The sequence below is a fragment of the Thalassobius sp. MITS945101 genome (assembly GCF_047123305.1).
In the GTDB taxonomy this organism is placed as follows: domain Bacteria; phylum Pseudomonadota; class Alphaproteobacteria; order Rhodobacterales; family Rhodobacteraceae; genus Thalassobius.
In genome coordinates this window covers 609,337-636,267 of record NZ_CP138918.1, presented here as the reverse complement: position 1 = coordinate 636,267, position 26,931 = coordinate 609,337, and the positions used below count along the sequence as shown (strand labels likewise).

At 59.5% G+C, this 26,931-nt stretch carries 21 protein-coding genes; 14 read left to right on the top strand and 7 right to left on the bottom strand.

Annotated elements, in window-relative coordinates:
- Positions 1 to 190 precede the first annotated feature (190 nt).
- From SIC14_RS03295 to SIC14_RS03250, 10 genes are all read left to right on the top strand, one after another.
- Positions 191 to 2,368 carry an ATP-binding protein gene (locus SIC14_RS03295; RefSeq protein ID WP_412564410.1) on the top strand — a complete coding sequence of 726 codons (2,178 nt, stop codon included), beginning with the start codon at positions 191 to 193 and terminating at the stop codon, positions 2,366 to 2,368.
- A 439-nt stretch (positions 2,369 to 2,807) separates the two neighbouring features.
- Entirely contained in the window at positions 2,808 to 4,409 is a 1,602-nt protein-coding gene (locus tag SIC14_RS03290) for a methyl-accepting chemotaxis protein (protein WP_412564409.1), read from the top strand.
- A 113-nt stretch (positions 4,410 to 4,522) separates the two neighbouring features.
- Entirely contained in the window at positions 4,523 to 4,816 is a 294-nt protein-coding gene (locus tag SIC14_RS03285) for a hypothetical protein (protein WP_412564408.1), read from the top strand.
- 29 nt (positions 4,817 to 4,845) lie between these two features.
- Entirely contained in the window at positions 4,846 to 5,211 is a 366-nt protein-coding gene (locus tag SIC14_RS03280) for a response regulator (RefSeq protein ID WP_412564407.1), read from the top strand.
- A complete protein-coding gene (locus SIC14_RS03275) occupies positions 5,211 to 7,247 on the top strand; it encodes a chemotaxis protein CheA (RefSeq protein ID WP_412564406.1) in 2,037 nt (678 codons plus the stop codon). The genes SIC14_RS03280 and SIC14_RS03275 overlap by 1 nt, the downstream gene beginning before the upstream one ends.
- Positions 7,244 to 7,744, top strand: a complete 501-nt coding sequence (locus SIC14_RS03270) for a chemotaxis protein CheW (protein ID WP_412564405.1) — start codon at positions 7,244 to 7,246, stop codon at positions 7,742 to 7,744. Before SIC14_RS03275 ends, SIC14_RS03270 begins: the two co-directional genes overlap by 4 nt.
- Before the next feature lie 103 nt (positions 7,745 to 7,847).
- On the top strand, positions 7,848 to 8,375 hold the full coding sequence (locus SIC14_RS03265) for a chemotaxis protein CheW (protein ID WP_412564404.1): 528 nt from the start codon (positions 7,848 to 7,850) through the stop codon (positions 8,373 to 8,375).
- Entirely contained in the window at positions 8,372 to 9,208 is an 837-nt protein-coding gene (locus SIC14_RS03260) for a CheR family methyltransferase (protein ID WP_412564403.1), read from the top strand. The genes SIC14_RS03265 and SIC14_RS03260 overlap by 4 nt, the downstream gene beginning before the upstream one ends.
- Entirely contained in the window at positions 9,208 to 10,347 is a 1,140-nt protein-coding gene (locus SIC14_RS03255; RefSeq protein ID WP_412564402.1) for a protein-glutamate methylesterase/protein-glutamine glutaminase, read from the top strand. Before SIC14_RS03260 ends, SIC14_RS03255 begins: the two co-directional genes overlap by 1 nt.
- Complete coding sequence (locus tag SIC14_RS03250; RefSeq protein WP_412564401.1) at positions 10,348 to 12,057, top strand: hypothetical protein; 1,710 nt, start codon at positions 10,348 to 10,350, stop codon at positions 12,055 to 12,057.
- Positions 12,058 to 12,159: 102 nt separating this feature from the next.
- On the opposite strand, the gene SIC14_RS03245 is transcribed toward SIC14_RS03250, so the two are convergent.
- Entirely contained in the window at positions 12,160 to 15,138 is a 2,979-nt protein-coding gene (locus tag SIC14_RS03245) for an ATP-binding protein (protein WP_412564400.1), read from the bottom strand.
- 580 nt (positions 15,139 to 15,718) lie between these two features.
- Between SIC14_RS03245 and SIC14_RS03240 the strand changes: the two genes are divergently transcribed.
- The 4 genes from SIC14_RS03240 to SIC14_RS03225 all read left to right on the top strand — a co-directional run bounded on the left by SIC14_RS03240 (position 15,719) and on the right by SIC14_RS03225 (position 20,670).
- Positions 15,719 to 16,837 carry a THUMP domain-containing class I SAM-dependent RNA methyltransferase gene (locus SIC14_RS03240; protein WP_412564399.1) on the top strand — a complete coding sequence of 373 codons (1,119 nt, stop codon included), beginning with the start codon at positions 15,719 to 15,721 and terminating at the stop codon, positions 16,835 to 16,837.
- A gap of 88 nt (positions 16,838 to 16,925) precedes the next feature.
- Positions 16,926 to 18,839, top strand: coding sequence for a DNA mismatch repair endonuclease MutL (mutL, locus tag SIC14_RS03235; RefSeq protein WP_412564398.1), 1,914 nt, complete (start codon positions 16,926 to 16,928; stop codon positions 18,837 to 18,839).
- The gene (gene rmuC / locus SIC14_RS03230) at positions 18,839 to 20,164 is read left to right on the top strand and encodes a DNA recombination protein RmuC (RefSeq protein WP_412564397.1); all 1,326 of its coding nucleotides are present in this window, start codon (positions 18,839 to 18,841) and stop codon (positions 20,162 to 20,164) included. The genes mutL and rmuC overlap by 1 nt, the downstream gene beginning before the upstream one ends.
- A 179-nt stretch (positions 20,165 to 20,343) precedes the next feature.
- Positions 20,344 to 20,670 carry a DUF3775 domain-containing protein gene (locus tag SIC14_RS03225; protein WP_412564396.1) on the top strand — a complete coding sequence of 109 codons (327 nt, stop codon included), beginning with the start codon at positions 20,344 to 20,346 and terminating at the stop codon, positions 20,668 to 20,670.
- Between the two features lie 69 nt (positions 20,671 to 20,739).
- Here SIC14_RS03225 and SIC14_RS03220 read toward each other — a convergent pair whose 3' ends face one another.
- The 6 genes from SIC14_RS03220 to SIC14_RS03195 all read right to left on the bottom strand — a co-directional run bounded on the left by SIC14_RS03220 (position 20,740) and on the right by SIC14_RS03195 (position 26,748).
- Entirely contained in the window at positions 20,740 to 21,876 is a 1,137-nt protein-coding gene (locus SIC14_RS03220; protein WP_412564395.1) for a saccharopine dehydrogenase C-terminal domain-containing protein, read from the bottom strand.
- Positions 21,877 to 21,895: 19 nt separating this feature from the next.
- Positions 21,896 to 22,951 (bottom strand): saccharopine dehydrogenase, encoded by a 1,056-nt coding sequence (locus tag SIC14_RS03215; RefSeq protein WP_412564394.1) that lies wholly within the window; start codon positions 22,949 to 22,951, stop codon positions 21,896 to 21,898.
- A 33-nt stretch (positions 22,952 to 22,984) separates the two neighbouring features.
- A complete protein-coding gene (locus SIC14_RS03210) occupies positions 22,985 to 23,644 on the bottom strand; it encodes a histidine phosphatase family protein (RefSeq protein ID WP_412564393.1) in 660 nt (219 codons plus the stop codon).
- 121 nt (positions 23,645 to 23,765) lie between these two features.
- Positions 23,766 to 24,005 (bottom strand): WGR domain-containing protein, encoded by a 240-nt coding sequence (locus tag SIC14_RS03205; RefSeq protein ID WP_412564392.1) that lies wholly within the window; start codon positions 24,003 to 24,005, stop codon positions 23,766 to 23,768.
- Positions 24,006 to 24,106: 101 nt separating this feature from the next.
- On the bottom strand, positions 24,107 to 24,817 hold the full coding sequence (locus SIC14_RS03200) for a response regulator transcription factor (protein ID WP_412564391.1): 711 nt from the start codon (positions 24,815 to 24,817) through the stop codon (positions 24,107 to 24,109).
- Positions 24,814 to 26,748 (bottom strand): PAS-domain containing protein, encoded by a 1,935-nt coding sequence (locus SIC14_RS03195; RefSeq protein ID WP_412564390.1) that lies wholly within the window; start codon positions 26,746 to 26,748, stop codon positions 24,814 to 24,816. Before SIC14_RS03195 ends, SIC14_RS03200 begins: the two co-directional genes overlap by 4 nt.
- Positions 26,749 to 26,931: the final 183 nt, after the last annotated feature.

Genomic DNA, 26,931 nt, shown 5'->3' with positions numbered 1-26,931 from the left:
TCCCCCCGACAGACACACGTTCCCACGCGGCGCGCTATGCTTTGGCATAGGGTTTGCAGGTTGGAACTCGACCAATTCTGCCAATGATGGCAGAGCCTTGGGTGACGCGCATTCTATAGGTTGCACAGCCGTGCATTTTCCTTCCCTGCCGCGTCGAAATCTTGGTAGCGTCGACAGAGTGACGGATCGAATGAGCAGCAACCCGCAGGACACCCTGCTGACCGACCGGCGTGCGATGGCATTGCGCCGGAGAATCTCGCTTGGCCAAGTGGCGGTCTGGTTCTCCTTGGTGTCTGTCGCGGTCTGGATCTTGTTTCTGAGCAGCCTACAGGAATGGCAGGCTGTTGGGGCATCGCTGGCCAGCATCCCCGGCAATCTGTTTGTTCTTTATCTGATGAAGCGTGGCCAGCATCTGTTGGGGCGGTCCCTGTGGATCCTGTTCGGGTCGCTTGGCGCCTTTATGACCTCGCTGTTTTTCACCGGGGATGCCCAGCCTGAACTGCTGTTTATTGTCTACCTTGGCTTTCCCTTCATGTTGCTGTCCTGGCGGCATGAACGATCCGCGTTGATGGCGGTGTTGACGCTGGTCGGGGCTATGGCGCTGTTTGCGTTTGCTGACGCCAGTTTTGATTTCACGGCCAACTGGGGTTGGCCCAAGGCGGATAGCCCAGAGATGCGCGACCTTGTGCGATTTGGGGTCGTGGCCACCATGGCGCTGATGGTGCTCGTGTTGATTGGCTTCAACGCCTACCAGGTGGAACGCTCGACCGATGAAGTGGCGGGCGCCATGGAAGAAGCCCGACAGGCCTATCTGGCGAAGAGCCGGTTTCTGGCCAACATGAGCCATGAAATCCGCACCCCGATGAACGGGATCATCGGTACGCTGGATATTCTGGAACATTCAGGCTTGCGGCCAAACCAGCAGCTTTCGATGTCGACTATCCGCGAAAGTGCGCATTCGTTGTTGCGGATCATCGATGACGTGCTGGATGCCAGTAAGATCGAAGCGGACAAGCTGGACATTTTGCCCAGCCGTACCGAATTGCCGGAACTGGTGGAACAAGTTGCCCTGACTCTGGTGCCGATGTGTTCCGCCAACGGGGTGCGGCAGCGTTTGTTTATCGATCGCGATGCGCCGGTTTGGATTGAAATTGATGGGGTGCGGCTGCGGCAGATTTTGCTGAACGTCGTCAGCAATGCGGTGAAATACTCGGCCACGGCGCTGACCAACCGTGCGGGCGAGGTGGGGGTGATGGTTCACAAAGGGCCGGGGCACTCGATCGAAATGGTGGTCCGAGATAATGGCATCGGCATGTCCACGGATTTGGTTGAGACCTTTTGCGAACCCTTCGTGCAGGGGCAGGACTCGGCGCTGTCGCAAGTACGAGGCACCGGGCTTGGCATGTCGATCACCCATCAGCTGGTCGGCCTTATGGGCGGCGAGATGGAGGTCAGCAGCATTCCCGGAGAAGGCACAGAGATCCGGCTACGGCTGCCCTACGTGATGGCAGAGGGCCGTAAGCGGCTGCCGGACCTGGACGGGTTGCAGGTGGTTTGTGTCGGGCCGATCATCGAAAATCTTGTGACCGGACTGGACGGGGTTTTGGGCAAGGGGGGCGTGGAAATGCACTATGTCACCTCACTGGAAGAGCTGATGGCCTCTGACATCGCTTTGCGGGACGACACGATTTACCTGCTGTTGCCAAAACCACAGGCCATGCTGGACGCCACACAGGCGGCGATATTGGAGCGGCGGCCAGCAGCCAAAATCCTGCGCTGCACCACGGACCGTTCGCGTCTGCTGGAGCGGCCCGAGGAAAACCTGTTTGTCCTGCCGGTGCATCCGATGATGCGCAGCGATCTTTACGCGGCGATTGCCGAATTGGGTGGCCGTGTGGTGGAAACAGAGATGCCCCGGCATGAGGTCACACCCATCGTGAATCCCCGTCAGGAACGGGTTGGTGAACAGGTGAAACGGGTGCTGATTGTGGATGACAATGCCATCAACCTGCATGTGTTGAAAGCGCAGGTCGAATTACTTGGGCATGCGGCGGTCACCGCAGATGGGGGGCGGGAAGCCTTGCAAAAGTGGAAGGGCGGCCAGTTCGATCTGGTGCTGACCGATTGCGAGATGCCAGATATGTCTGGGTTTGCCATGACGCGCACCATCCGTGAGATTGAGCTGGACAATAGCGCAGCACCGGTGCCGGTCCTGGCGATCACAGCGGACGTCACCCAAGAGGGCATCCGCCGCGTGGAAGAGGCGGGGATGAGTGGGTGCCTGTTGAAACCCGTTTCTCTGTCTGAATTGCAGCGCCAGATGGACCGGCTGTTGTTTCCAGATGACTCGACCTCAAAGGCAGGTTGAGGGAACGGGCTGAGCGCACTTGTAGCCATCGCCAAAAGCAATGCCTTCCCTTGGACTTATCCCCAGTTGATCGGTGCTGTCTGGGGACAGGCTGCAACTTAGGGGTAGCAAAGGGGGCATCCAGCAGCCCCTTGGTCGCAATACCTGCCTAAAAGTATGCCTGCAAAACTAGACTCAGGTCTACTTGACTGAAAAATCCAGAGAATCACGGAAAATGGCCGGACCCTCTGCCGTTAGTATTGTCACGGCGCTCAATGCGCCTGGTGTAACAATGTGACGAGTGAGTGGGTACTGCCTGTGTTTTTAGGTCTTTCCCAAGGTTTGAGCGGATTGAACGCTCCCCACGCCATCGCCCCTCGGGGGGATGCGCGTCTTTTCGTGCGGCCGTGCACCCTCCCAGATTCGATGAAGCTACCCGCGTGTCCCGGAAGGAAAATTTATGCGCTTTAATATCAAAACTCGATTGGTTGCGACCTTTGCCGCACTGATCCTGATTTTTGCAGGCAGCGTCTTTGTTGCAATCCAGCAGCTTGGCAAGGCGAACCAATCGCTGAGCCGTGTGGCTGAAGTAGAGGCAGGCAAACTGCTCTATGCTCAGCAGATCTTTATTCTGGGTCAGGGCATCCGTCTGGACTCGGCCAATATCCTGATCGGCTGGGAAGGTGGCGAAGATGATCCCGCACGTATTCCGGGCTTGCAGGAAAACATCACGCGCCAGTCGAACCAGATGATTGCCGTGATCGACCAGCTGCAGGATCTGGCGAACGAAGAAGAGAAGGCCAAGCTGGCCACGCTGATGGCCAAGGTTGCTGAATTTGTCGAACTGACCGAATTTGCCATTGAGTATGAGTTGGAAGGCGACAGCCAGGCCAATGAAATGTACCACCACGACGCTCAAACCGCGGTGACAGAAGCGGCAACTGTTGCCCGCGAATTGCAGGCGACCTTTGCCAAGGACCTGAACGCGGCGGTTGCGGCCTCTGAGGCGGAGTTTGCTGCCACCCGCACCCAATTGCTGACTGCGGCGGTGATTGCCGGTCTGGTGGCGCTGATTTCAGCAGCCCTGATCGTACGCACCCTGTCGCGTGGTCTGAACCAGTCGATCGAAATGGCCCGCCAGGTGGCCGGTGGCGATCTGCGTCACACGGCTGATGTTTCTGGCGACCATGAAATCGCCGATCTTCTGAAGGCCCAGAACGACATGGTGCTGCGTCTGCGGGAGACCGTGAACAACGTGACATCTGCTGTGCGCAATCTGGCGGCGGGCTCCAATCAGGTTGCGGGCACGTCTGAATCGCTGTCGGAAGGCGCGTCGGTGCAGGCAGGTTCTACCGAAGAGGTCTCCTCGGCTGTGGAGCAGATGTCGGCCAATATTTCGGCCAGCTCGGAAAACGCGATTGCCACTGAAGATATGGCCCGCCGTTCTGCCTCTGAGGCGCAAAGCTCGGGTGTGGCTGTGGCCGAAGCCGTGAGCGCGATGAAGACCATTGGTGAACGGATCAACGTGTTGCAGGAAATCGCCCGTCAAACCGACCTTCTGGCGCTGAACGCCGCGGTTGAGGCGGCCCGTGCCGGTGAACATGGTCGTGGCTTTGCCGTGGTGGCCTCAGAAGTGCGCAAACTGGCTGAAAACAGCCAGCAGGCTGCCGCAGAGATTTCCAAACTGTCCAATGACACCGTGAAAAGCGCCACCACTGCTGGTGAGATGCTGGAACAACTGGTGCCGCATATCGAGAAGACCTCGTCCCTCGTGAGCGACATCACCGGTGCATCGCGGGAACTGGCCATTGGATCGACCCAGATCAATGAATCGGTTCAGCGTCTGGACGTTGTCACCCAGGAAAACACCGCCGCATCGGAAGAACTGTCGAGTGCAGCCACCCAGCTGTCGAGCCAGGCCGAACAACTGGCCGAAATCATCGGCTTCTTCCAGGTAGACGCTAACAGTGCCTATGAGGCTTCGCCCGAAGACTCTGCGGATGAACTTGTTCTGGATCTTGGCGGCGACGATGACGACGCCGATTTCAAGATCGCCTCGTAATGCGAAGGGGCGGGGGCTGCCGGCGCCCGTCCCAGACCACCTAGCGGCCGCCGCCGCTGACCCCCAACCGCGCGCCCGCAGGCTAACAGGGCCGCAACAGAAGGAAGAAACCTATGTCTGACACCGCTCTGGAGATCGCGCTGGACAGTACCAGCACCTTCGAAAGCCTCTTGCCGTACCGTGACCAGCTTGCCGCTGCACCTGACGGAGGAGAGGTCGCGCTGAGTGCAGATGTCGCCGACGACACGCCCGGTGCCGTCCTGTTCAGCCTCGGCCAGCTTCTTTGTGCCGCTGTGCGGGATGGAAAGGTTAAATCTGACGCCGTTGCGTCGTTGAAAGAGATAGGCCCTTTCGGTGCGATGTGCGCCACCACGGGTTTTGACCAGATCCTGGCCCCCGCGGCCTGAAACGAACTAATGCTGAAGGTACACGTACAATGAGTAAAGAGATTCTGATTATCGACGACTCGCCCTCCGTCCGGCGAATGGTCGCAATGACCCTGCAGCAGGAAGGTTATGAGGTTACCCAGTGCGAAGACGGCGCTCAGGGCCTTGATACCGCCAAAGCCAAACGCTTCGACATGGTCATCACCGACCAGAACATGCCGAACATGACTGGCATCGAATTCATCCAAGCCTACCGCAACGACCCCTCGTCGTCCGGTGTTCCGATCATCTTCCTTTCGACCGAAAGCGAAGGCGACTTGAAAAGCCAGGCCAAGGCCGCTGGGGCCCTGGGTTGGGTGATGAAACCCTTTGAGCAGGCCAAGCTGCTTGCCGTTGTGAAAAAGGTGGTAGGCTGATGATTGATGAGGAAACCCAGGAAATCTTCCGCCAGGAGACGGAAGCGCTGATAGAGAGCTTGCAGGAATGCCTCCTGCAACTGAACTCGACCCCGGATGATATGGAGCTGGTGACACAGGTTTTCCGTGACCTGCACACCCTCAAAGGCACCGGCGCCATGTTCGGCTTTGCCCGTCTGGCAGAGTTCATCCATGACTTCGAAGCTGCCTTTGAACAGGTGCGCTCGGGCAATGCTGTTGTGACGCCGGATCTGATTGCCGTGTCGCTGAAAGCCTATGACCTGATCGTGGCCCTGCTGGAAGGTGAAGAGCCGCCGACCGAAAAGGACGCGGAACTGAAGGCCGCGCTGGCTGCTGCGACCTCTGGTGGGGATGCCCCTGCCGCTGCTGCAGATGCGGCGGATGTTGCAGAAGAGCCCGCTGCCGCCGAAGGCGAGCTGGAAGGCTGGAAACTGCGCTTCAAACTGCCGCCCGAGTTCATGGAAATCGGTGGAAACCCTGTGGCGATCCTCGAAGAGCTGATGGAAATCGGCGGCCCGGACACCAAGACCGAAGCGCTGATCGACAGCATTCCGGCCCTGGGCGAGTTGAAGCCGAACGAGCTGCACACCGGTTGGGAAATGATCTTGCCGCCGTCGGCTGATGAAGGCGATATTCGCGACGTCTTCATGTTCCACGAAGACTCGATGGAGCTGGAACTGACCGCAATCCGCGGCGCTGCCCCGGTTGTTGAAGCCTCCCCCGTTGAAACGGCACCGGTTGAAGCTGAGGCCGAAGCCGCACCGGCAGAGGCCGCCAAAGCTGAAGCCCCGAAAGCCAAAGCCGAGGGCAAGAAGTCTGGTGGCAAGAAATCCGGTTCCGCCAATGTGCAGATGCGCGTTTCGGCAGAACGTCTGGACGACATCATGGACCGCGTGGGCGAACTGGTTATCGCCGAGGCCCGCCTGTCGGATCTGGCGCAGAAGCTGAACGATCCGAACCTGATGGAAGTCGTCGAAGACATCCAGCGTCTGGCGCTGGGTCTGCGCGACACCACCATGGCGATCCGCCTGACCCCGATGTCCTCGATCACTGGCCGCTTCCAGCGTCTGGCGCATGATCTGGCCGGCAAAACAGGCAAGGACTTCGACTTCGTTATCGAAGGTGAAGAAACCGAACTGGACAAAACCGTTATCGAGAAACTGTCGGACCCGCTGGTGCATATCTTGCGCAACGCAGTGGATCACGGTCTGGAAGACAACGACACCCGTATCGAAGCCGGCAAACCGGCCCGCGGCACGGTGCGTCTGAAAGCCTCCTACTCGGGTGCGGATGTTCTGATCTCGGTTCAGGATGATGGTAAGGGCCTTGACCCTGAATTCATCTTCAACCGCGCTGTTGAGCGCGGCATGATCTCGGCCGATGCGAACCTGTCGCGTCAGGAAATCTTCCATCTGTTGATGGCGCCTGGTTTCTCGACCGCAGAAGCGGTGACCGATCTGTCCGGCCGTGGCGTGGGCACCGACGTGGTGAAATCCACCGTCGAATCCCTGCGTGGCTCGGTTGAGATTGAATCGGAACTGGGCCAGGGCAGCTCCTTCACGCTGCGTCTGCCGCTGACACTGGCGATCATCGACGGTCTGCTGCTGCAAGTGGGCGAGGAGCGCTACACCGTGCCGCTGGCCGCTGTTGAAGGCATCGTTGAAGAGCCGGAAGACATCCGTGACGGCACTGACCCGACCACCACCGTGGAACTGCGCGAGAAACTGATTTCGATCATGCGTCTGCGTGAGATCTTCGAAACCGGCGGCACCCGCGCCGACCATCCGAAAGTGGTTCTGGTCCGTACCGGCGATCAGCAGATCGGCCTGGCTGTCGATAAGATCATCGGGTCCTACCAGACCGTTATCAAACAGCTTTCGCCGATGCACAGCCGCCTCAATGTCTTCTCGGGTGCAACCATCCTTGGCGATGGCGATGTGGCGCTGATTGTAGACGTGGCCCAACTGGTGAAGGCCCAGGGCCTTGATCACGACAACAAGGAGCAGGCAGCATGACCCTCGAACTTGTCTCAGCGACCGAAGATGACCTGAAGGACATGGTGGCCTTCGAAATGGGCGGCGAACTGTTGGTCGTGCCCACCCGGATCCTGCGCGAAGTGCTGGAACCGCCGAAGCTGACCCGTGTGCCGCTGGCTGGCCCTTATTCTGCTGGCCTGATCAACGTCCGTGGTGTGGTTCTGCCCGTCACCGACCTGCGCCCGCTCTTTGAGATGGAGCAGAAGGACTTCGACATCGACACCCGCGTTCTGGTTCTGGAACTGGCGCTGGAAGAAGGCACCATGACCATCGGCGTGATCGCCGAAAAGGTCCATGCCGTGCTGGCGCTGGATCCTGAGACCATCCAGAAAGTGCCGTCGGTTGGGACCCGCTGGCCACAGGGTGCGATCAAAGGCATCGGCCGCTGGAAGGACCGTTTCGTCAACCTCATCGACGTGGAGAAGATCGCCGAGACCTATCTTGGTGCCGTACCCACGGACGAGAGCCTTCACTGAGGTTAAGAACATCAAATGCGCGAACAAATCCAATCTGAACAGAAATCGGCAGTCGGGCCTCTCGCCTGCTGCCCTCGCAAGCCGCTGACGCAGGAGGCCCAAGGTGTTTGATCAAACTACAGCCGTGGATGAAGTCCAGAAAACCTATCTGACCTGTGGTCTGGGTGAAGAACGTGTGGCGCTGCCCGTGGTGCGCGTTAAGGAAATCCTTGACCCGAAACCGGTGACACCGCTGCCGCATACACCCGATTTCCTGCTGGGATATATCGACCTGCGCGGCGAAAGCATTCTGGTGGCAGACCTGCGCCTGTTGATGGCGCGCCCCTACCGCGAAAATGAGCCGGACACCCGGATCATTGTTCTTCTGGTGAATATTAACGGCCAGGAGCACTCGGTTGGTCTGCGTGCGGATCGCGTGTTTGAGGTGACCCGTCTGGATGACGATCGCCTGGAGGAGTTTGCACGTGAGGGCCTGCTGAACTGGGACAACCGCATGGTTGCCGGTGTCGGCCGTCGCAATGGTGAATTTGTAACTGTGCTGGATCTCGATGGGATGCTGAGCACAGGTGTTATTTCTGACTTCCACGACCAAGTGGCAGCAGATCAAGGGAATTTTCGGGAGGCGGGATGACCACTGGTACGATTGAAGCTGATCGTGCACTGCAAAAAAAGCTGTGTGAAATTGTAACGAGTAAAACAGGGATCCAACTGCCCGAAAACAAACGTACCATGATCGAAGGCCGCCTGCGCAAGCGGGTCCGCGCCCTCGGGGTACGGGACCTTCGCACCTATCTGAACATGGTGATGAACGAAGGCATGCTTGAAACCGAGCTGCCCCAGATCATCAACGTGATGACAACCAACAAGACCGACTTCTGGCGGGAAGATGCGCATTTTGATTACATGATCCGCACCGTCCTACCCGAGTTCACCGCAAACCGTGCCTTCAAGGTGTGGTCGGCGGCCAGCTCCTCGGGGGAAGAGGCCTACACCACTGCGATGGTTCTGAGCGAACATGCCAAGCGCAAGCCGGGTTTCAACTACTCGATCATCGGCACCGACCTGTCGACCGAGATCGTGCGCAAAGCGCGCAAGGGCATCTATACGCCCGAAGAGATCGTTGATGTGCCCGATGACATGCGCAAGCTCTATCTGGAAGAGGGCCATGACTCGGTCGGCCGCCCTCTGTGCCGTGTGGTCAAGCAACTGCGGGACCGTGTTGGCTTTGCCCAGATGAACCTGATGGACCGGTCCTATCCGGTTGAGAAAAACCTGGACGTCGTATTCCTGCGCAACGTGCTGATCTATTTTGACGATCAGAACCAGCGTCGGGTGGTGTCTGGGGTGACCGATCACCTGAAACCGGGCGGCTACCTGTTTGTGGGCCACTCGGAAACCTCGGTGGCTTCTGATCCGCGTCTGGTTCAGAAATCCGCTGCAGTCTTCCGCAAGGAGGGAACGTAATGAGTGCTTTGAAAAGTGACGACCCGATCAAGGTGATGATCGTTGAGGACAGCCTCACCGCCCGCACCATGCTCAAGAACATGATCGAGACCCAGTCCGATCTGAAGGTCGTGGAAATGGCCAAAGACCCCTTCGATGCAGCTGAAAAGATGCGCAAGGGTCTGCCCGATGTGATGCTCTTGGATGTGGAAATGCCCCGCATGGACGGCCTGACCTTCCTGCGCCGGATCATGGCCCAGCATCCGATGCCCGTGATCATCTGTTCGAACCACACGCCTGCTGGGTCTTCGGCCTCGATGAAGGCGCTGGAAATGGGCGCGGTGGACGTGCTGGCGAAATCCTCGATCGGGGCGCTTAGCAAGGATGACGAAGGTCTGAACCGTGTCTGTGACGCGGTGCGCGCTGCGGCCCATGCCCGTGTGAACCCGAAGGCCCGCAAGCGCAAAGCGCCCGCGCCCGAGGTGAAGCCGCAGAAGAAACTGTCGGCAGATGTGATCATGGCGCCGCGCCATGCCAATGCGCCCTCAGTGCTGAAAACGCCACCGATCATCGGCATTGGCGCCTCCACCGGTGGCACGGAAGCGCTGGCCAAGATGTTGCAGATGCTGCCGGCCGATACCGCGCCGATTGCCATTGTGCAGCACATGCCCGAGAAGTTCACTGAGGCCTTTGCCAACCGTCTGAACAAGCTCTGCGCCATCTCCGTCAAAGAAGCCCGCGATGGCGACAAGCTGGAACGTGGCATGGCGGTTGTTGCCCCCGGCAGCAATCACATCATCATCGAACGCACCGGCCGCGACTATGTCTGCCGTGTGATTGATGGTCCGCCCGTCAGCCGTCACCGTCCGTCGGTGGATGTGCTGTTCCGCTCGCTCTCGATCCAGGCTGGGGCCAACGCCATGGGCGTGATCATGACCGGCATGGGTGACGATGGGGCGCAATGTATGCTCGAGATGCGTCAGGCAGGATCGCCGACCATCGCGCAGGACGAAGCGTCCTGTGTGGTCTATGGCATGCCCCGCGAAGCAATGGAGCGTGGCGCGGCTGAGCGCGCTGTGCCGCTGAATAAAATCGCCGAAAACATCACGTCGTTTGATCGTGGTCACCTGGCAAGAACGATGGTGAAAGGCGCGCGGTAAATGCAGCATCTTCGTACGGTATCAGTAACTGCGCCGGGTCTGAACGACGGTCCCTTTTTGCGCATGGAAAGCGTGCTTACCGAGATTCTCGATAAGTTGTTCTTCGCTTTCGACAGCACCAAGACCCTGCGCGAAGGGGTGGCCGATCTGGACCGCCTCCTCGAGCCGGCCAATCTGGTGCGGATCAATGAAAAACAGGCGACGATCTCGGACCTGATGGAACAGATCGACGCCAACAGCAAAGACGCGAAAGCCTTTGTTCAGGACCTGCGTGACAACGGGCGCAAGATGTCTTCGACGCTGAAAGAGCTGTCCAAGATCATCCAGTCCTCGAACATCGTGTCCTTGAACGCCCGCATTATTGCGCAAAGCCATCGCCACCGTGCGCTGGGTGCGCAGCTGGTGCGGCTGGCCGAAAGCATTTCGGATATTTCCGGTGATGCGACCAACTTAGTGTCCGAAATGTTCGAGGTGATCGATACTATCGTTTCGACCACCGAGGAGATGGGCCAGAACGTTGAGGATCGCGCCCGCGCCATGTTCTCGACGCTGAAACCCAAGGCCAAGGCCCTGGAAGCGGCGCTGACTGCGCTGGAGCAGGGGATGAAGGCGGCAAGCACCGCATCGTCCTGGCTGTCGGAATATGTCGCGGTTGCCGAAAAGGACGTGTCCGAGGTGATCTCGGCGTTGCAGGTCGGTGACCGGTCGCGTCAGCGGGCGGAACACGTGCGTTTCATTCAGGAGCGAGTGAACCTTTACCATCCACATTCCACTGAGGCGACCAGCCTGATGCTGCTGGCCCGCGCCCAGATGCAGGAAACGGTGACGGAAACCATCACCGATACCCGCAAGGCGCGCGAACTTTTCGCCAGCCTGTCGGGCCGTCAGGAAAGCTTCCTGGAACGCTGTACTGAGATTGCCAATTCCTTTGAAGACTCCGCAAGCGCACTTGCGACGGCAGCTCAGCCTGCAGATGGCAAAGGGTTTGACTTTGACGCCAGCACCGAGGCTGAACAACGGGCCCAACAGCGACTGCATGAGGCAGACGACGCGCTGGCCTCGCGGTCCAAGGTGCTGTCGGACAATGCGTTCCAGATGCAGTTGGCGGCCTTGAACACGATCATCACCTGTGCCCGCGGCTTTAAGCAGGCCATGGACATGATCATGATCTCGCAGCAGATCAACGAGGTGATTTCCGAAGCGCCGGTGACCTTTGACAAGTTCGCCGAGACCATGGAACTGACCAAAACCAAGGTGGAAGCCTGGTCAACCCGCGAAGCGGAAGGTGGCGACGGGGAGGGCGATGTGTCCTCGCTCGACAAAGAAGATCCGGCGCTGGCTGAAGCCCGCACCGTTTTGGAAAAGCTGCTGCCGAACCTGACGATGGAAGCCCCGAAGATCGCACAGGCGATCACCTCTTCGGCGCAGGCTTTTGAAAGCTTTGTAGAAGAGTTGGAGCTGCTGGATCAGGTGGAAAAAGTGGCTGTTGCGCCGCTGCCGCTGGACGGGTCGATCCAAAGCGAGGAGTTCACCAACCACCTTGCCGAGATCCACAAGTGCTACACCATGCAGGCAGAACGCGACATCCAGGATGTCATGTTCTCGCAGCTGAAAGGTGACGAAGAGGAGGGGGCCAAAGAAGAGGTCGCTGCCGCGCCAGAACCCGCCGCCTCGGACGATGGCGACGATCTGGACGACATCTTCTTCTAAAAAGTTTCAGCCAGCATATGGCTGACCCCTTTTACCGGGGGGACCGCCCAGACCGACGGGATTGCCCCCGGGTCTGGGCGTCTTTGTTTGAAGGGGTGGTCTTCAGGAATCCAGACGCTTGCGGCCTGCGGCGACGTGATTTTGCACAATCGCTTTCAGCTTGGCCGGGGTCAGGGGCTTGGGCACATATTCGTCGATCTCACAATCCACGCAGAGCCGTTCAACCTCCATCGTCAGATCCGCTGAAACCGCCACAATGGGGGTTTTCGGCAGGTTGCGCGCACCTTCCTCATCGCGGATCTTGGCCGCCATCTGGAAGCCGTCCATGATCGGCATATGGCAGTCCGACAGCAGCAGCGAATATTGCCCAGAACGCCACAGATCCAGACCTTCCTGCCCGTTCACCACTGCGTCCGCGGCAATGCCCAGCTGTTTCAACATGCGCAGGGTGATTTCGCGGGTCATCTCGTCATCTTCGATCAACAGGACCTTGCTCTGCGGGATCAGTGCAGGCTCTTCATCGTGGCTTTCGGCGCCCAGGCGCAGCATCGCCAGTTGTTCAATCACGACAGACGGCAGCAGAGAAGTCAGTGCAATGGCGCGATCCGTGCGGGTGGTGGGGGCAATGTCGCGGCCTTGATTGTGAATCTGCAACAGTGGCAGGGGACCGTAGCGATCGCGCAGCTGTACATTTTCAGATGCCGACGTTGCATGGGTTACCAAAAGATCCGGCTTGAAATCAGCAGCGACCGAGCTGCCCGCCGTGCGTGATGCAACCACCGCACCCGCAGCTTGGGCATAGATCCGCAGCGTATCGGCCACCGCGGGCTCACCAGCCTGTACCAGCACTTGCAGACCCTCCAGCGGGCGCTTGCCTTCGGCCGCTTCCGCCGACACATCCATCGGAAGTTTGACTTCGAAAACCGTGCCTTCGCCCGGATCGCTCATCACCGAGATATGGCCATCCATCATCTTGATCAGCCGGTCCGAGATCGTCAGCCCAAGGCCGGTGCCGCCGTATTTGCGCCGGATGGTGCCATCAGCCTGGGTGAACGGCTGGAAGATCTGGTTCATCGTCTCCTGCGTCATGCCAATGCCATTGTCACGAACACGCAGGGTCACCTCCAGCTGGCCCTTGCGATTTTCAACGCCTTTTAGCGAAATCGAGACCTTGCCCCGGTGCCGCATCTGGGCGCTGAACTTGATGGCATTGCTGGTCAGATTCAACAGGATCTGGCGCAGGCGCAGCCCGTCCGCATGCACTTTGGGCAGGTTCGGGTCACAATAGGGCAGCAGCTCCACATCGTTGTTCCAGGCCTGCCAGCGCAGTACCTCGGTCACATCCTGCAACACAGTTTCCAGCGCGATCTCGTGTTGCGCCAGTTCCAGTTTGCCCGCTTCCATCCGTGAGAAATCAAGGATGTCGTCGATGATCCCCAAAAGCAGCTGCGCCGAACGTTGCGAGGAATCCAGCAGGTTGCGATCCTCGTTGCTGCGGGCGCGGTCGGTCAGCAGTTCCAGCGCGGCAATCACAGAAATCAGCGGCGAACGCAGCTCGTGGCTGATGGTGGACAGGAAGGACGATTTGGTCCGGTTGCCGGCCTCGGCCCGTTCCAGCGCGTCGCGCAGCTCGGTCTCTCGACGTTCGATTTCATTGTAGTCATGCACCACAATCAGGAATTCATCTGGCGTTTTGCCATCAATGGACAGCTCTTCCACCCGGATCCCAATCGGGAAGCGGCTGCCATCTTCGCGGATGCCCTGACAGCGGATCACTTCGGTCTGGCTCATCTGCGCCAGTGATTTCAGCCCAAGGCCGGACAGCTGGCTGGCGGTGTTCAGACCAAGATCCAGAAACCGCGAGGCAGAATGGCCGATGCCACTGCGCCGGTCCAGACCAAAGACCGGATCCAAGGCGTCGTTTACATTGTAGATGATGCCCTCGGCGGTCAGCTGGAAGTTCACATCGCGGGTGGCCTTCATCGTGGCCAGTAGGCGTTTTCGGTGGGTGTCCACCCGTTTGCCGGCCTCCAGCATCAACAGGAACACAGCCGTGGCCACCACCAACCCGATGGAGAAGGCCATGATCGTCATGGTCTCAAAGAAGCGCGCCATGCTGTAGGCGCTGTCACGCGGCTGTTCGATGACAATGCCAAAGCTGAGCTTGTCGAAGTAGCTCCAGGCGCCAACTTTTTCCTCACCCGCATAGTTGGTGTAGCCTTGGATGTTGATCCCGTTTTCACCCTGCAAGGCGCGCCGCACCGGTTCGATCATCCGGGGTGGCAGATAGCTGGTGCCGTCTGAGGCCCCGGGTTCAAACAAGAGGTGATCTTCGCCTGCGTTCCAGATGCCGTTTTCGCGCAGGGTCTGCAGATCCTTTACATTCGACAGCAAGGCGCCCTGATCGTTGAAAGCATAGGTTTGAATGTCACCCAGGCCTTCGACAAAGTTGATCAGCTGAAACAGCTCTTCTTTCGGGAACAGCCGCAGGGCCAAGATGGCAATAACCTCGCCGTTTTCATCCCGCAGAGGTGCGGCGGCAAAGTTTGAAATATTGTCGCGAATGTCGTTGTTTTCGGCCAGCGGCACGTCAGAGCGGCGCATCCGGGTGACCAGGGCCTCGCCGTCACGCAGCTGCTGGAACATAATCGGCTGTGCCAGTAGCACGTTCGGAGTGCCAACATTGCTATTGCGCGAGGAGGCCAGGCTGGTGCCGTCCGGCGCAATGATGAAGTAGCCGTTCACATGGCGCAGATGCAGGAACGAGCCGAAAAAGAACCGCAGCCGTTCTTGTGCCGGATGGCTGAGCAGCAGTTCTCTTTCGCCCGCAAGCGGCAGCAGTTCTTGTGCGGCAGACACCAGCGTATGGTCGGTGGAATGTGCCAGCACCTCTTGCACGCGGGTGTCGACCCAGCGCTCAATGGCGCTTTCGCTTGTGGCCAGATTGCTGGCCAGGCTGTCCTTCAGGGATTGTTCATAGTTGCGGCGCAGAATGTCGGAGACCAACAGATAACCGGCAACCAGCGAAATAATCGCCAGCAGATAAACCGAAGCATTCAACAAACGTGGGGATTGCCTCATCGCAAGCCCCCACGCCCAGCTTCGCGTGCGTTCGACGACACCGAAAAGCCACAGCAACGGGGGACCCCGTTGCGGACTTTGATTCCATATCCGTCAGAACGACCTTTTTTGACAAAGGCCAATTCCATTCTTCCTCTTTCATTCCCCCCGCGCACGCCGTGACGTGATTGCGGACCCCTGCGCACCTGAAAACCGGTGGTGCGACCTGACTGGTAATTTCTTCAACGTCTTTTGAGACTAGAAGCCTCAGGTGAATTTGCGAGCGCACTACATACCAAAGAGAGTAACTTGGGAAGTATTTTATATACAAAAGTATGTATATCTGCCGTGAGATGCGGAAAAATGTGACCTATTTCACCTATAGGGTGTTCGTTGTCAGCGCGATCACCTAAGGAAATGCTCATCCTTTTATGGTATTTGGTCTATTTCAGACAAACCTATTGCGGCGATCTTACCGCTGGTGAGTCGGCGGCGGGCTTATCTAAGGTTGCGAGTCTTAACGCCAGTTTAGTCGCTCAAAGACAAAAACAGAGGGCGCTTTGCGGTCGCCTCTGGCGGCGAAGCCCGTTATGGATCTGACATGGACAACCAATTCGAAATCTTTCTTGTGGCGCCTCCGGGGCTGGAACAAACGCTTTGTGATGAGGCGCACACGCTTGGCTTTGCCAAGGCGCAACCGGTGCCCGGTGGGGTCAGCTTTGAGGGCGACTGGTCGGACGTCTGGCGCGCCAATCGTTACCTGCGCGGTGCCACAAGGGTGCTGGCGCGGATCGGATCGTTTCGGGCGTTCCATCTGGCGCAGCTGGACAAACGGTCCCGCAAATTTCCCTGGGCCGAGGTCTTGCGTCCGGATGTGTCGGTGCGGGTCGAGGTGACCTGCAAGAAGTCCAAGATCTACCACGCTGGTGCCGCCAAACAGCGGATTGAAAAAGCCATTTCCGAAACGCTGGGGGCCGAGGTGTCTGATAAGGGCACGGTGCAGATCAAGGCGCGGATTGATGACAATCTGGTCACTTTCAGCGTCGATACCTCGGGCGAGTCGCTGCACAAACGTGGCCACAAAGAAGCGGTCGGCAAAGCCCCGATGCGCGAAACGCTGGCCGCGCTGTTTCTGCGCGCGGCAGGGTATGATGGAAAAGAGCCCGTACTGGACCCGATGTGTGGCTCTGGCACATTTGTTATTGAGGCAGCGGAACAAGCAATGGGGCTGGCTGCCGGACGGGCGCGTATGTTTGCCTTTGAGCAGTTGGCCACCTTTGATGCCAGTCAATATTCCCGCGTGAAAGCCGAGGTTCTGACGCCGTCTGAAAACCTTGGTGACCTGACCTTCTTTGGCTCTGACCGCAACGAAGGCGCGATTGCCAATTCCACCGCCAATGCCGATCGTGCAGGTGTGTCCGTGTTGACCCAGTTCACCAAGGCGGCTGTCAGCGACCTGCAACGGCCTTATGGCCCGCCTGGCCTGGTTATCGTGAACCCGCCCTATGGCACGCGGATTGGTAATAAGAAACTGCTGTTTGCCCTGCATGGTGCGCTGGGTGAGGTTCTGAAAGAGCGGTTCAGCGGCTGGCGTGTCGGCATCGTGACCTCGGACGCAGCGCTGGCCAAATCGACTGGCCTGCCCTTCAAACAACCGGGACCACCGGTGCCACATGGCGGGCTGAAGGTGAAGCTCTACCAGACAGCGCCGTTGCCATGAGCGCCGGTTAACCAATCCCGAAAACACCCTCGAGCCGGCCGATTTCCCAGATAGTCGAATCGCGCCTAATTGTGCTAGGTCTTGTTGTATGTCTGACGCAGCCCCCAATATGAGCGAAAATCAACCCGTCATCCGCCAGTTGGATGACGCTGCGATCAACCGCATTGCTGCGGGTGAAGTGGTAGAACGTCCCGCGTCTGCCGTGAAGGAATTGGTGGAAAACGCCATTGATGCTGGCGCGCGCCGGATTGAGATTGCCATTGCGGATGGCGGCAAAACACTGATCCGCGTAACCGATGATGGCTGCGGGATCACACCCGAGCAGCTGCCGCTGGCGCTGTCGCGCCATGCCACCTCCAAGATTGATGGCACCGATCTGCTGGACATTCACAGCTTTGGCTTTCGCGGTGAGGCGCTGCCCTCGCTTGGGGCGGTGGGGCGTCTGACCATCACCAGCCGTGCCGAAGGCCATGAGGCGGCGCAGATCGCGGTTTCGGGCGGGGTGATGGATCCGGTGAAACCCGCTGCGCTGAACGGGGGCACCATCGTAAAGTTGCGCGATCTGTTCTTCGCCACACCGGCACGGCTGAAATTCATGCGCACCGATCGGGCTGAAACACAGGCGATCAACGATGTGGTCAAACGGCTGGCCATGGCCGAGCCCTTTGTTGGTTTCACCCTGCGCGATGTTTCGGGCGGTGGCGAAGGGCGGGTAACTTTCCGCGCGGATCCGGAAACCGGCGATCTGTTTGACGCATTGCATGGCCGCTTGGGTCGTATTCTGGGTAATGAATTTGCCGAAAACGCGCTGAAGATCGATGCCGAACGTGAAGGATTCCTGCTGACCGGCTATGCCGCTTTGCCAACCTATTCGCGCGGCTCTGCCGTGGCGCAGTTCCTGTTTGTGAACGGTCGCCCGGTGCGGGACAAACTGCTGGTCGGGGCGCTGCGCGGGGCCTATTTTGATTTCCTCAGCCGCGACCGCCATCCGGCGGCGGCGTTGTTTATCGAATGTGATCCGCATCTGGTCGATGTGAACGTCCACCCTGCGAAATCTGAGGTGCGGTTCCGTGATCCCGGCATCGTGCGTGGGCTGATCGTCTCTTCCCTGCGCCATGCATTGGCACAGGCGGGGCATCGCGCCTCCACCACGGTGGCGGGGGCGACGCTTGGAGCCTTCCGACCTGAACCAACTTCGACGGCCACGGGGGGACCACGGGTTTACCAGATGGACCGCCCCTCAGCCGGCGCGTTGCGGGCCAGCTATCAGGGGCAGGCGCCTGTTGAAGCGCCGCTCTACTATGCACCGCGCCATGAGGCCCCAGAGCCTAGCGGCTTTGCTGATCTTGCTGGCAGCTACTCCGCCCGGGTGGAAGAGTTGGTCGAACCAGTGCAATCCCCTGATGCCCCCCCGCTGGAAGCATTGCCGTTGGGGGCCGCACGGGCGCAGGTGCATGAAAACTACATCGTGGCGCAGACAGAAACCGGCATGGTGATTGTGGATCAACATGCGGCTCATGAACGGCTGGTCTATGAAAAGCTCAAAAACCAGATGGCCGAAAACGGCGTGGCGGCGCAGGCCCTGCTGATCCCTGAGATTGTCGAGCTGTCCGAAGGCGACTGCGCGCGCCTCATGGAACATGCGGAAGCGCTGCAAAAGCTGGGTCTGGGGCTGGAACCCTTCGGTGGCGGCGCCATCGCTGTGCGCGAAACCCCCGCCATTCTGGGCGAGGTAAATGCTCGCCAGATGGTGCTGGATATTCTGGATGAGCTGGCCGATCTGGGTGATAGTCAGACCCTGCAAGCGCGGATTGAGGCGATCCTCAGCCGGGTGGCCTGTCATGGCTCCATCCGGTCCGGCCGCCGGATGCGCGCCGAGGAAATGAACGCGCTGTTGCGGGAAATGGAGGCGACGCCCCATTCCGGCCAATGCAACCACGGCCGCCCCACCTATGTGGAACTGAAGCTCAGCGATATTGAACGCCTGTTTGGACGCACCTGATGACCGAATTGAACACCCTTCTGCAAACCCCCGCCGCCTTGGTCGTTATTGCGCTGGCCGCCCTCATCGTGCTGGCCCTGATCCTGCGCAGCGGGGCGCAGAAACGGGCCGACCGCACCGAGGCGCTGATTGCCCAGCACATGGGGCAGATGGCGCAACGGGTCGAGGCGCTTTCGGCCGGTCAGGCGCAGCTGGATGGGGGGCTACGGGCGCAGGCCCAGGCCCATGTGCAGTCCCAGGGTCAGGTGGCCACCTTGATGGAGCAACGGCTGGGTGAAGTGCAGGTGAACCTGCACGAAAACCTTGCCAAAGTGCAGCGCAGTACCGGCGAAAACCTGGCCTCGATGCAGCAGAAACTGGCAGACACAATGGCTGCCCAACAGCTGCAGATGCAGGAAAACATGGCCAATATGCAGCTGCGCACCAACCATGCGCTGACCGATCTGCAGGAGAAGCTGAACACCTCTCTGACCGGCAACGCCAAACAGACGGCAACCTCGCTGACGCAGTTGCAGGAACGGCTGGCGATGATCGACAAGGCGCAGGAGAACATCACCAAGCTTTCCGGTGATGTGCTGTCGCTGCAGGATATACTGTCAAACAAACAGACCCGAGGTGCCTTTGGGGAAATTCAGCTGAATGACATCGTGGGCAAAGCCTTGCCGCGTGACAGCTACGCGTTGCAGCATACGCTGTCGAATGGCAAACGCGCCGACTGTCTGATCCATCTGCCTAACCCGCCGGGCCCGATAGTGATCGACAGCAAATTCCCGCTGGAGGCCTATGAGGCGATGCTGGCATCGCAAACCGAAGCGGAGCTTAAGGCGGGCATCCAGATGTTCAAAACCTCGGTGCGCAAACACATCAAGGACATCTCCGAGCGCTACGTCATCGAAGGCGAAACCGCCGATGGCGCGCTGATGTTCCTGCCGTCCGAGGCGATCTATGCCGAACTGCACTCGAAGTTTCCCGATCTGGTGCGCGAAGGGTTTGATAAGCGGGTCTGGATTGTGTCGCCCACCACATGCATGGCGACGCTCAACACGATGCGGGCGATCCTGAAAGACGCGCGGATGCGGGAACAAGCCGGCGAGATCCGCAAGGCCCTGCGCAACCTGCACCGCGATGTGGAAATTGTAGGCGAACGGGCGGGCAAGCTGGAAACGCATCTGCGTCAGGCGGGTGACGACGTGGCCGGCATCCTGACCGCCGCAACCCGCGCCAACAAACGGGCGCATAAACTCGACAACTTCGATTTTGAAGAGCTGGCGCCGGAGCCAGAACCCGAGGTGCAGCGCGACCTCCTAGACGTTGATAAGGTCTGAGGGGCAGCGCTGTGAGTATTTAGAGATCATTGAAAGGCGTTTTCAACGATCCACAAATACTCAAAAATCGCAGCGCTTCCAGCAGGGGAGCCGCTGGTGGAATTTGCCCCAGATCAAAGCAGGGCAGGCTGAGACACGGTACAGTCTTTTGCGAACCACGCGCGAAAGGAGCCGCCCTGATGTTGAATGTCACCGTCCAAAAAGTTGCCAATGTGATCCTTATGGCCCGCGAGTTGGGCCGGGCGGAGGGCGAGTTGCGCGCTTTCATTGATCGCCTGACCGAAGAAGAGCAGGCCGATATGGTTGCCCTGATGTGGATCGGGCGCGGCAGTTTCGAGGCCGAGGAATGGGGCGAGGCACGCGCCACGGCCGTGGCCGAGGCGACAACCCCAACGGCGGATTACTTGATTGGAACACCGCATCTGTCGGATCATCTGGAAAGTGGGTTGGAGGCGTTGGGCCTGTCTGCCGTTGAAGAAGAGGATGAGTTGATCCGCGGCGGCTAACCCTCTCTGCCCGCAAAGAAAAAGCGCCCCGATCCGGGGCGCTTTGGTGTTTCAGATGTCAGGTGTTCTTTAGTGGGAGACCACGGCCAAGTGCTGGGCCAGATCGCCAACCACATCCATCCAGTCACTGATCAGATCCGCCTGGCTTGGGGCAGCAGAGACGCCGGTGGGGATGCGTTCGTCCAGCACGGCCTCGATCGCCAGCGAGACCGGGATCGACACCAGTCGGGCCATCGCGGTGCCACGTTCATCACCCCAGGCATCCATCGTGTAGGTCTTGTGCCAGACCGCCTCACCGTCTTTTTCGGCCTTGAAGCCGACGCACATGACCACGCGGTCCGGCTCGCCCTCATCATAGGAGTTTTCGGCCCAGAACTTGTCCGACATCTCTTTCAGGCGGGCGTCGCCTGCTGCGCCTTCCAGTGTTTCGATCTCTTTGAACACGTCGCCCCAGGCTGCGGCCCAGCCGTTCAGACGCAGGGTGCCGCGGACGAACTGTTTGACGTTCCAGTCTTTTTCAAACCCGTACTCCGCCATGAAGGGCAGCGAGTCGCGGTTTGGGTAGACCTCAAAGGCTTCAGCGGTGGGCAGCGGGGCGGTGTAGCTTGACAGCGCATCCCAAGGCCGGGCGGCATTGAATTCTTTGCCGTCCAGAATGGATTTCGAAGGCGAGCGCAGCGCCTTCAGCACACCCAGCGGCGACCAGCTGAATTTATAGCGGAACGGGTTTTCGTGTTTCGGCACGCCGCCGCAGTAAGAGATGAAGGACAGCTCATTGCCCGCATCGAAGGCGTCCGAGGCTTTGTAATCCGCCATTAGCCAATGTGCCATCAGGTGGTCGATGCCCGGGTCCAGGCCCACCTCATTTACAAAGCACAGGCCTTTGTCCTTGGCCGCCGCATCCAGCGCGGCCATTTCCGGTGCGATGTAGGAGGAGGAGACAAAATGCGCGTCTTTGCTAAGGCACAGTTCGGCCAGCGGCACGTGCTGATCTGCGGGCAGCATGGAGACGACAACGTCGCCTGCCTGCACCGCTTCGGCCACTGCCTCCATCTGGAAAGCGCGGATGTCTTTGGCCAGATCGCCCACCGCTTCTTCGGCTTTGGCGATGGTCCGGTTCCAAACGGTGACTGGATGACCGTTTTCCAGCAAACGTCGCAGGCCGGGGATGGCCGAAAGGCCAGTGCCACACCAGTGAATAGTCATATCGTAATCCTCCTAAAGATCAGACCTTTGCCACATGTTCGGCAAAGGTTGCGTTGGCCCGGCCCCAGACGCCGCTGTCCAGATCGGTCAGCGTCAGCAGGGAGGGCAGCAGTTGTTCGGCATAGTCCTCGGAGCTTTCGGCAGGCAGCATCGAGGGCAGGTTGTCAATCGCCATGACGTCCATCACCGGCTGATTGGCCACGCGCAGGGCGGGCGCGGCCCAGGTGGTGGCGCGGTCATAGACGGGGATCGGGTTGTAATCACTGTCGGGATCGCAGGCGACATCGCCAATGGCGGTCAGGTTGCGGTCCTGGGTCAGCGCTTCGCGGGGGACAAAGACTGGTGTGCCGGGGCGGGCAAAGATGCAGTTCAGGAACAGGTCATGGTCCAGAATTTCAGGGAAGGGGCCACCGCTGGCGGTTTCGGCCATGTCCCATTTGGTGACCTCGACTCCCATCGCCTCGCACAGGTCAGCGGCGCCGGTGCCGACCCGGCCCAATGCGCCGATCACGATGGCTTTGGGACGGGGCCTGCCGGTGGCTTCGACCTCGGCCAGCAGTTCGGCATTCAAGGTGTCTTTATCCTTGTAAGCGCCGACCTCGGGGCAGGTTTCGCCGCGTTGCTGGGCGGCCCAGGTTTTCAGCGTCACCGCAGCGCCTGCATAGCCAGCCCAATAACCAAAGGCCGCGACCCGACGGCCCGATTCCTCCACGAGGTATTCCAGATCATAGAGTGTGCCACCGCCCGCCTTGAAACGTTCCAGCAACGCCTTGCCGGAATGCTGGCCCTTGAAGGCGTGGCCGAACATGATGTGTTTGTGGGGCAGCGGGGTGCCGTCTTCGGGCAGCTCTTTCAGGCCAAAGATGATCGCGTCCAGCGGTGCCTCGGGCCAGCTGTTTTCCGGTGCAATCTCAGCGCCTGCTTCGATGTAGCCCTCCAGGGGCAGGGCGCGGGTTTTGTTCTCTTCCACGGTGACGCGGATGCCAGCGGCGATCAGCGCTTTGACGCCAGCGGGCGTCAGGCCGACGCGGTCTTCGTTCAGGCGCTGTTCGGCGCGCACCCAGAGATGTGTCATTTGCGATTTACCTTCTGTTGGTCCCTGCGGGCATCAAAGATGTGTCTGTGCGAATTGCCGGTCCGACCTGTCCAGATGCGGCACGGCGTTGAATTGGGTCATCATCAGCCCCTCCCCGACATGATGCAGCCGGTGCACCGAGGAGTTCATGATGGCAAGGGCGAGGCGGGAAAAGCCTTCGGTGTCCAGCTGCAGGACGCCGCGCAGCGCCATGGCGATAAAGCCACCCGAGGTCACAGCCAGCGCCGGTCCACGGCCCTGAAAAATCTCGGCCACGATCGAGGTCGCACGGTTTTCAAAGTCTTGGTAGCTTTCGGGGGCATTGGCGATTTCACCGGCGCGCCATTTGGATATGAGCATTGGCAGATAGGCCACGAAGCCTTCCCGCTCGGATGGAATGGCGATGTCCTGCTGGTCCTGCAACAGGTTGGCCAGAGTGAAAAATTCCATCTCGTTCAGGCGGTCGTCAACGATGATGCGGTCGCTGGCGCAGATTGCCATTTCCTCAGCGGTCTGATGATGGCGGATCAGGGTGCCGCAGTAGATGCGCTCGTAATGTTCGCCGCTGTCACGAATATGCTGACCTAGCCAGCTGGCCTGCTGGCGGCCCAGATCGCTGAGTGCGTCATAGTTGGCCTCGTCGCGGGCGTGGGTGTTGGCCTGCCCGTGGCGGATGAGCGTAAGATTGGACATTGGATCCCTTTTCCAGAGTCGCCCCATGCCTAGGCAATGGGAACCGGTGACGCAATGGCGTTCAGGGCGAAAAAACCGCCCCGTAACATAATTTGATCAAATTATTGACTGGGAACCCGTCTCAGGCCGCTTCTGTCCGGTGGTAGCCCCGGCGCAATGCGGCCTTGCGGGCCTTGTCAGCCGCTTCCGAAGCGTGGCGCAGATTGCCGAAGATGTCGATCTTGGAGGTGCCTTTGCTGCCGGCAACACCCCATTCTCTGAGGACAGAGACCTCTTCAAAGAGGTTCATGGCAATTTCCACGCGGTAGAACCGGGGGCGGAAGTGGCGGTCGGACGACCGGTAAAGAAGGCAGCTGGTCATCAGGTGATTCTAGGGCGGTGATTCGCGGCGCGCAAGAGGCCGCGATTCGGTCCCGCCCGAATGGGTCAGCTGTTGCTGATGAAAGGTAGCGGCAGTAGGGATCAGCCCCAGTTCACATCGCCCAGAAAAATATAGCCCGCGCCGTAGATGGTTTTGATCAGCCGCGGATTTTTCGGGTCCTCGCGCAGTTTGGTGCGCAGCCGTGAAATCCGCACATCCATCGCGCGGTCAAAGCTTTCGCCCGCCGCGCCACCCAAAATTTCCTGCATGACGGCCCGCGAAATCAGCCGCTTGGGACGTTCCAGAAACAGCCGCAGCACTTCGCCCTCGGCATGGGAGAACGGAGTTTTGTCACCGCTGTCATCCTCCAGAACATAACTGTCAAAATGGGCGGTCCAGCCATTGAACAAGGCAGTGTTGCCGGATTGGGGCTGCACCTGTCCGCGGCGCAGGCGGGCACGGATGCGGGCGACCACCTCGGCGGGATCGAAGGGTTTGATGATGTAGTCGTCTGCCCCCAACTCCAATCCGGTGACGCGATCCTGCACCTGCGCCCGGCCTGAAATGATGATGACCGTTGCGCCCTGTTCCAGCGCCAACCGGTGCACCAGGGTCAGCCCATCCTTGTCCGGCAGCGACAGGTCCACCAAGCAAACATCCGGCGTGGCCGATTGCAGTGCGGCTTCAAACTCGGTCGCGCGGCCAAAGCTCATGGTGCGGAACCCGGCCTCTTCCAAGGCATCCGACAGCATCGAGCGGATGGCGGGTTCATCGTCCAGAATGGTGACAAGAGGCGCGGAAGGTGCAGTCATGGGGTATTCGGGTCCTGTTGCAGGAAAGAGGTGAGCTGCGATTGTGTAAAGGGTTTACGCAACACTGGCCCGCGGGTCGAGGCCAGCTGATGCAGCGGATCATCTGGCGGGCGTGAGGTCATCAGGTGGATCGGCGGTGCAGTAGAGCCGAGATCAGAGCGCAGATCGATACCGGTCTTTTCCCCCACCAAGGTGATGTCAGACAGGATCCGTTTGATTTCAGGCAGGCCGTGGACCAGCGCAATGGCTTCATCGTAGGAAGATGCCTCGACCACGGTGTTGCCCATCGCGGTCAACATCGGGCGCACCACTTCGCGGATGTCGGGGCTGTCTTCGACCAGCAGGACAAGACCCGGCTCCAATGGTGGCGGGGCGGGTCGCAGCGGCAGGCGTAGGGTGATTCTTGCCCCCTTTTCGCCGTTGCTTATCCGCAGGCGGCCTCCTGCGAGTTTTGCCATGTCATAGACCATCGACAGGCCAAGGCCGGAGCCTTCACCGCCCTTGGTGGTGTAAAACGGCTCCATCGCGCGGCTCAGGGCGTTGTCGGAAAAACCGGGGCCGGTGTCTTCGACAATGAACTCGGCCCAGAGGCTTTGGACCGGGGCGACGGTCAGGGAAATTTCGCCAGATTTGCCACAGGCATCCCGGGCGTTGAGGATCAGGTTCAGCAGGGAATCCTGCAACATACCGGTGTCGAGCATCAGCATATTGTCGTGCAGCAAGTTCGAGATATGCAGGGTGAACCCGTTTGGCAGCGCGGGGTTTGCGAGGATCTTCATATCGTCCAGCAACAGCGCCACATCAGCGGGGGCGGGATTCCATTCCCGCGCGCCGGTGATGTCGGCAATCCGGTTCAGCAATGAACCACCTCGATGCGCCGCTGAAAGGGTGGCTTCGACCTGACGTTTGGCCTCTTGTGGCAAGTCCATTCGTTGCAGGCGGGACTGGCTACCAAGGATGATGGTCAAGAGGTTTGAGAAATCATGCGCCATACCGCTGGTCAGCTGTGCCGCCATTTCACGCCGACGGGTCTGTTGCAGGGCCGTGCGGGCCTGCGCCTCGCGGGTGATGTCCATCGACAGGATGTAAACGCCGCCCTGCTCGGCGCCGTCGACGCCTTCCAGATCCTGCGCCGGGGTAAAGGCGGCCCGAATCCGGCGCGAACTGCTTTCGATGAAGAACTCAAACACCGACGCCTTGCCGGCAAATGCCTTGTCCAGATGAGGGGCAATGGCTTGGTAAATCTCCTCGCCAAGGGCCAGTTCAATGTCCTGTCCTACAATGTTCGAAGGCCGCCCCGGCATGACCGAAGACAGTTTGCGGTTGGAAAACGTATAGCGCCGGTTCACGTCCACATGGGCGATATGGGCGGGCATCATTTCGGTGGTCTGGCGGGTGCGGGCCTCGGTCTCTAGCAGCTGGCGTTTGGCTTCTTCCAGCGCAGTGATTGTGGCCTCCAGCTCGCGGTTGGCAGAGGCCAAATCTTCCGCATAGGCCAGCACCTTATCGGACAGCGCCTCGGACCGGGTGCGTAGCAGCGCCTCTTGCCGTTTCGGGCGGGTGATGTCGGTGTAAACCGCCACCCAGCCCCCCTGTGGCAAAGGGGACCCTTCCACCGACACCCAGCGCCCGTTGGCGCGTTCGCGTTCCATGTAATGTGGGGTGAAGGCGCGGGCCTGTTCCACCCGCATGGCAACGGCCTGTTCGATGTCCTCAACCGGCCCGTATTCTCCACGGGCGACCAGCAGGCGGATGGTGTCCTGAAACCGCGCACCGGGCTTACCGTGGCTGGCGGGCAGATCGAACATTTCCAGAAACGGCCGATTGCAGACCACAAGGCGCAGGCTGTCGTCATAGATCGACAACCCCTGTTGAATCAGGTTCAGACCTGCCGTGGTCATAGCCGCCGTATCTTTGGGTGCGGGGGGCATCTGTCTCCTCCTTCCCTCTTGGCTAGCAGTGTATTGCGGCGGCGAAAAGTGCCTGATTGCCGCCTGTTACAATTCGTTAGGATTGGGAAATGATCAGGAAAAAGTTGACCACGTAATCTGTTTTCGCACCCTTGAGAAAGGGAGAATCGCGGCTGAGGAGGCCGTGCGCTCGAACAAGACCGA

Bases quoted from the DNA above. Each gene is read 5' to 3' on its own strand.
- SIC14_RS03240 (WP_412564399.1), top strand. From the start codon at position 15,719: ATGGACAACCAATTCGAAATCTTTCTTGTGGCGCCTCCGGGGCTGGAA.
- SIC14_RS03270 (WP_412564405.1), top strand. From the start codon at position 7,244: ATGACCCTCGAACTTGTCTCAGCGACCGAAGATGACCTGAAGGACATG.
- SIC14_RS03210 (WP_412564393.1), bottom strand. From the start codon at position 23,644: ATGTCCAATCTTACGCTCATCCGCCACGGGCAGGCCAACACCCACGCC.
- SIC14_RS03245 (WP_412564400.1), bottom strand. From the start codon at position 15,138: ATGAGGCAATCCCCACGTTTGTTGAATGCTTCGGTTTATCTGCTGGCG.
- SIC14_RS03220 (WP_412564395.1), bottom strand. From the start codon at position 21,876: ATGACTATTCACTGGTGTGGCACTGGCCTTTCGGCCATCCCCGGCCTG.
- SIC14_RS03255 (WP_412564402.1), top strand. From the start codon at position 9,208: ATGAGTGCTTTGAAAAGTGACGACCCGATCAAGGTGATGATCGTTGAG.
- SIC14_RS03285 (WP_412564408.1), top strand. From the start codon at position 4,523: ATGTCTGACACCGCTCTGGAGATCGCGCTGGACAGTACCAGCACCTTC.
- SIC14_RS03195 (WP_412564390.1), bottom strand. From the start codon at position 26,748: ATGCCCCCCGCACCCAAAGATACGGCGGCTATGACCACGGCAGGTCTG.
- SIC14_RS03205 (WP_412564392.1), bottom strand. From the start codon at position 24,005: ATGACCAGCTGCCTTCTTTACCGGTCGTCCGACCGCCACTTCCGCCCC.
- SIC14_RS03275 (WP_412564406.1), top strand. From the start codon at position 5,211: ATGATTGATGAGGAAACCCAGGAAATCTTCCGCCAGGAGACGGAAGCG.
- SIC14_RS03250 (WP_412564401.1), top strand. From the start codon at position 10,348: ATGCAGCATCTTCGTACGGTATCAGTAACTGCGCCGGGTCTGAACGAC.
- SIC14_RS03215 (WP_412564394.1), bottom strand. From the start codon at position 22,951: ATGACACATCTCTGGGTGCGCGCCGAACAGCGCCTGAACGAAGACCGC.
- SIC14_RS03280 (WP_412564407.1), top strand. From the start codon at position 4,846: ATGAGTAAAGAGATTCTGATTATCGACGACTCGCCCTCCGTCCGGCGA.
- SIC14_RS03200 (WP_412564391.1), bottom strand. From the start codon at position 24,817: ATGACTGCACCTTCCGCGCCTCTTGTCACCATTCTGGACGATGAACCC.
- SIC14_RS03225 (WP_412564396.1), top strand. From the start codon at position 20,344: ATGTTGAATGTCACCGTCCAAAAAGTTGCCAATGTGATCCTTATGGCC.
- SIC14_RS03260 (WP_412564403.1), top strand. From the start codon at position 8,372: ATGACCACTGGTACGATTGAAGCTGATCGTGCACTGCAAAAAAAGCTG.
- SIC14_RS03295 (WP_412564410.1), top strand. From the start codon at position 191: ATGAGCAGCAACCCGCAGGACACCCTGCTGACCGACCGGCGTGCGATG.
- SIC14_RS03290 (WP_412564409.1), top strand. From the start codon at position 2,808: ATGCGCTTTAATATCAAAACTCGATTGGTTGCGACCTTTGCCGCACTG.
- mutL (WP_412564398.1), top strand. From the start codon at position 16,926: ATGTCTGACGCAGCCCCCAATATGAGCGAAAATCAACCCGTCATCCGC.
- rmuC (WP_412564397.1), top strand. From the start codon at position 18,839: ATGACCGAATTGAACACCCTTCTGCAAACCCCCGCCGCCTTGGTCGTT.